At 70.1% G+C, this 4010-nt stretch carries 4 protein-coding genes; 1 reads left to right on the forward strand and 3 read right to left on the reverse strand.

From position 1 onward, the window contains the following. Positions 1-430: 430 nt before the first annotated feature. The 3 genes from NQ160_RS19950 to NQ160_RS19960 are packed head-to-tail and all read right to left on the reverse strand — an operon-like array spanning position 431 to position 3015. Complete coding sequence (locus NQ160_RS19950) at positions 431-1279, reverse strand: DUF4184 family protein (protein ID WP_257516850.1); 849 nt, start codon at positions 1277-1279, stop codon at positions 431-433. 27 nt (positions 1280-1306) lie between these two features. Continuing rightward, on the reverse strand, positions 1307-2620 hold the full coding sequence (gene tyrS, locus NQ160_RS19955) for a tyrosine--tRNA ligase (protein WP_257516851.1): 1314 nt from the start codon (positions 2618-2620) through the stop codon (positions 1307-1309). Positions 2621-2673: 53 nt separating this feature from the next. After that, a complete protein-coding gene (locus tag NQ160_RS19960) occupies positions 2674-3015 on the reverse strand; it encodes a VOC family protein (RefSeq protein ID WP_257495822.1) in 342 nt (113 codons plus the stop codon). Positions 3016-3107: 92 nt separating this feature from the next. On the opposite strand from NQ160_RS19960, the gene NQ160_RS19965 reads away from it, so the two are divergent. Beyond that, complete coding sequence (locus tag NQ160_RS19965) at positions 3108-3704, forward strand: hypothetical protein (protein WP_257516852.1); 597 nt, start codon at positions 3108-3110, stop codon at positions 3702-3704. Positions 3705-4010 lie beyond the last annotated feature (306 nt).

Here is a 4010-nt window from a genome sequence, read left to right on the forward strand (position 1 = left end):
CCGTTGCCGACCCCCCAAAGGGAATCGGACTTTGATCCAAAGGAATCTCACCCGGTAAAAACCGGGACGAGGTTATTTGGCATTTGACAAGTGCACGCTGTTGAGTTCTCAAGGATCGGATGCTCCTCCGGTCAGGCCTGTTGAGCCGTACCCGAAGGGCGTGTGATCGTTTGTTGTGTGGTTCGCAGTGCCAGATCGGCGCTTCGCCGGGCTTTCGCCGAGCAGTGGTCCCTGACCTGGTTCCTTCGAACCGGAGTCCCATACTAGCACAGCCTCTGCGAGGTGAACCAGTGTGGGGGATGTTGACTGCATGAGAGGAGCGGGGCCTTCCGGCCTCTTCGCTTTCCCCTTTGGGGCCAACAGAGAAAACAATACGTGGGATCCGGGGGTCGGGCAAATCGGGCCTGTCTCCCGGGCGTGTCGCCCGTAATCACGCGGATGTCGGCGGGGTCGACGCGCCGCCGGCGACCCCCGCAACCCGTGCGCGGCGTGCGCGCGCCACCTGCACGCCCACGGCGACGGCGATCGTCACCGCCCCCCACACTCCGCATGCCGGCGGCAGCATGCGATAGGCCAGATGCTCCACGCCGAAACCGGGGGTGAGCGGACCGTAGACGGCGAGCCCGATCCCCCACGCCGCGACCAGCGTCGCCGGCAGCGAGAGCCACCATGTCCACCGCACCCAGGCGGGGGCGACAGCGGGACCGATGGGGACGACCGAGCGACGACGCAGCCACAGCGTCGCGCAGACGGCGAGCACGATCATGCCCACCACGCTCGAGCCGTGCTGCAGCCACTTGTAGCCCACGAGGGGGCCCCACCTCTCGTCGAGCACCGGGAAGAGCACGACGCCCCAGCGGTCTGCATGGGTCAGCTCGTCCCACCCGATGTGGCTGAGCACGCCCAGCAGAAGTGAGAGGGCCAGGATCACTGGCGTCGCCCAGCGCCTGGGCCCCTCCCCCGACAGACCGAGCGTGCTCCGCGCAGCGGGGCCGAAGGGCGTGTCCCACTCCTGCGGCAACCGCACCGCCAGCCACCGCGGCGACAGTTCGCGTACCGCCGGACGCAGCACGCAGCGCCACACCAGAAGCAGCAGCAGCGCCACCGCCACCGTCACAAGCAATCCCGCTCGAGAGTGCGTCACTGCATAGGTCAGCGGCGTCCCGCGCACGAACAGCGGCAGGTCAGGCGTCATCGCCCCGACGGCGATGGCCGCCGGAACGAGCGGCGTGCGCAGGAACGGCAACGCGACGAGGGCATGGCTCGGAGTGAACGGCATCCCTCGACCAGCCCGTCGCCGTCGCGGTCAGTCCGCAGTCGGTGAGACGAAGAGCCCCGCGAGCGTCTTCTTGCCGCGCCGCAGCACCGACACCCCGCCGGGCAGACCGCCGGTCACCGGCGCCGAGTCGTCTTCGACACGGATGCCGTCGAGGGTCACCCCGCCCTGCGCGACCGCGCGGCGCGCTTCGGACAGGCTCGTGGTGAGCCCGGTGTCGACGAGCGCCTGCGCGACCGTCGTTTCGGCCGTGACCTGGGCGTTCGGCAGCTCCTCGAGCGCGGAGCGCAGGGTTGCGGCATCCAGCGCCGTCAGGTCGCCCTTGCCGAACAGCGCCTCGGATGCCGCGACCACCGCCGCGGTCGCCTCCGGCCCGTGCACCAGGGTCGTCACCTCGAGCGCGAGCCGCTTCTGCGCAGCCCGGCGGAACGGCTCCTCGGCCACCAGTCGCTCGTACTCGGCGATCTGGTCGCGGGTGAGGAACGTGAAGATCTTGAGGCGCGTCACCACGTCGGCGTCTTCGGTGTTCAGCCAGAACTGGTACATCCGGTACGGACTGCACATCTCGGGGTCGAGCCAGATGGCGTTGCCCTCGCTCTTGCCGAATTTGGTGCCGTCGCTGTTGGTGATCAGCGGCGTGCCGATCGCGTGCACCGAGACGCCCTCGACACGGTGAATGAGATCCGTGCCGCTCGTGAGGTTGCCCCACTGGTCGCTGCCGCCGGTCTGCAGCACGCAGCCGTACTGACGGTAGAGCTCGAGGTAGTCCATGCCCTGCAGGATCTGGTAGCTGAACTCGGTGTAGCTGATGCCGGCATCCGAGTTCAGCCGCGCCGCGACCGCGTCCTTCTTGAGCATCGTGCCGACGCGGTAGTGCTTGCCGACCTCGCGGAGGAAGTCGATGGCGCTCAGCGGCGCCGTCCAGTCGAGGTTGTTGACGATGCGCGCGGCGTTGTCGCCTTCGAAGCTCAGGAACCGCTCGACCTGGCCGCGCAGGCGCGTCACCCACTCGGCGACGACCTCGGGGGTGTTCAGGGTGCGCTCCGCCGAGGGCCGCGGGTCTCCGATCAGCCCTGTGGAGCCGCCGACGAGTCCGAGCGGGCGGTGCCCGGCCAGCTGGATGCGGCGCAGCAGCAGCAGCTGCACGAGGTTGCCCAGGTGCAGGCTCGGAGCGGTCGGGTCGAATCCGCAGTAGTACGTGATCGGGTCGCCGCCGAGGAGCTCGCGCAGCGCCTGCTGATCGGTGGACACGTGCACGAGGCCGCGCCAGACCAGCTCGTCCCACACGTTCTCGAACGAGGGGTCGATGGCGGGTTCTGCGACGGTCAAGGCTTCGGTGGACACGCGCTTCAGGCTACCAGCGCCGGGGCGGCGGGCCGGGCGGTCAGCTGGGCCGGTCAGGCCGCCGACACTTCGTCGTACAGGCCGATCAGGTTTCCCTCGCTGTCGCGGATGTACGCCCACCGCGACGTCTCGTCGAGCGGTTGGATCGCCCCCAGCAGCTCGCCGCCGCGGGCCACCGCGAGAGCCACGGTGTCCTCGATGCGGTCGACGGTGAAGACCACGGTCGGATGCGGGGCGGTGCCGCGCTGATGCAGGTCGCCGTTGACGCCCTCGCCTTCGGGCTGTCGCAGCACGCCCATGTCGTCGCCCCACGGTTCGTACTCGAACCCGAGGACCTCCCGGTAGAACGCCTGCGCGCGGCCGATGTCGTCTGCGGGGATCTCGAAATGCTCCATTTTCGCCATGGTCAGAGAATGGCCACACCGACACGTCGGGGCAAGAGGCGATTCTCGCGGGCGTGCGGGAGGTGCGTGCGAGACTGTGCGCCATGCCGGTCCTGTTCCCCGAAACGCTCCTCGCCGCGTTCGTGTCGATCTTCCTGTTCGTCGCGCTCGGCGCGGCCCTGGCCCTGGTGGTCGTGAACCTCGGCCGGCCGAAGAACACGACCCTCGCGATCGCCGCTGGCATCGTCGTGCTGTGCCTGCTGGTCGTCACGGTCATCCCGTGGAACGTACCGGGGCTCTTCGGGCTCGTCGTCGCGCTGCCGGCGGTCGCGCTGGCCGTGCTCGGCGGAGACCCGGCCGTGCGGCGGGTGCTCGCGATAGCCACGCACGGCACCGTGCGGGAGGGCATCGCCGGCGGCATCCTCGTGTCGGCACGTCCGGATGCCGGGGATGACCCGGGCGCGATGCAGGAGATCCTGCGGGGCGGCACCACGATCGGCTACCTCGAGCGGCTGGGGGTCGTGCTCGGCATCATCGCCGGCTTCCCCGAGGCGATCGCGGTCGTCGTCGCCCTCAAGGGCATCGGCCGGTTCTCGGAGCTGGCGACGCCCGCCGCGCGCGAGCGCTTCATCGTCGGCACCCTCGCCAGCCTGCTGTGGGCCTGCGTCGTCGGCGCGATCGTGCGCCTCGCGATCTGGTGACGCCGGGCGCCGCGGGGGCCGTGCTGCTCGTGGCGGGTGACATCGCCGGTTTCTCACCGGCGCGTGTGCGCTAACTCCTCGAGAACCGCACCCGAACGGCCGAACCGGGCCCGTCCGGCGGCGCGCGGCCCCGGTTTGAGGAGTTGCGACGCGCCGCCGGCCACAACCGCCCCGCACATGCCGCGAGGCCCGCTCCTGGCGAACCAGGGGCGGGCCTCGACGTGCACGGCCGGCGCGAACCGGCCTACGCGATCACTCCGACTTCGCGGGCTCCTCGACAGCGTCCTCGGCGGCGGCCTCAGCGGC

It is taken from the genome of Microbacterium sp. zg.Y909, assembly GCF_024626565.1.

Excerpts from the sequence above, each read along its gene's own strand:
- NQ160_RS19965 (WP_257516852.1), top strand. The coding sequence starts at position 3,108 with ATGCCGGTCCTGTTCCCCGAAACGCTCCTCGCCGCGTTCGTGTCGATC.
- NQ160_RS19960 (WP_257495822.1), bottom strand. The coding sequence starts at position 3,015 with ATGGAGCATTTCGAGATCCCCGCAGACGACATCGGCCGCGCGCAGGCG.
- NQ160_RS19950 (WP_257516850.1), bottom strand. The coding sequence starts at position 1,279 with ATGCCGTTCACTCCGAGCCATGCCCTCGTCGCGTTGCCGTTCCTGCGC.